Source organism: Mesorhizobium sp. M1A.T.Ca.IN.004.03.1.1 (genome assembly GCF_003997555.1).
Classification (GTDB): domain Bacteria; phylum Pseudomonadota; class Alphaproteobacteria; order Rhizobiales; family Rhizobiaceae; genus Mesorhizobium.
Genome location: NZ_RZTV01001218.1, coordinates 1 through 230 on the forward strand (window position 1 = coordinate 1; position 230 = coordinate 230).

At 58.3% G+C, this 230-nt stretch carries 1 pseudogene; it reads left to right on the forward strand.

Annotated features, from left to right (window positions below):
• A pseudogene (locus tag EOD29_RS35565) lies at positions 1–230 on the forward strand (exopolysaccharide biosynthesis protein); the annotation flags it as partial.

Sequence of the window (230 nt, forward strand, 5' to 3'; positions counted from 1 at the left end):
CGATTTTCCCGACATCCGCAATTGCGGCGACTCGGCAATCTGGCTGGGTGAGATGGCCTATCTCAAGGATCGCTTCGGCAAGCGCCCGGACTATGTTTCCAGGCTGTACGACTTCTCCGCCGACGAACTGAAACGACGGGTACCGACCGGTCCGATCTTCATTCACGGCGGCGGCAATTTCGGCGATATCTGGGTTGCCCACCAGGATTTTCGCGAAGCCATCATGGAGC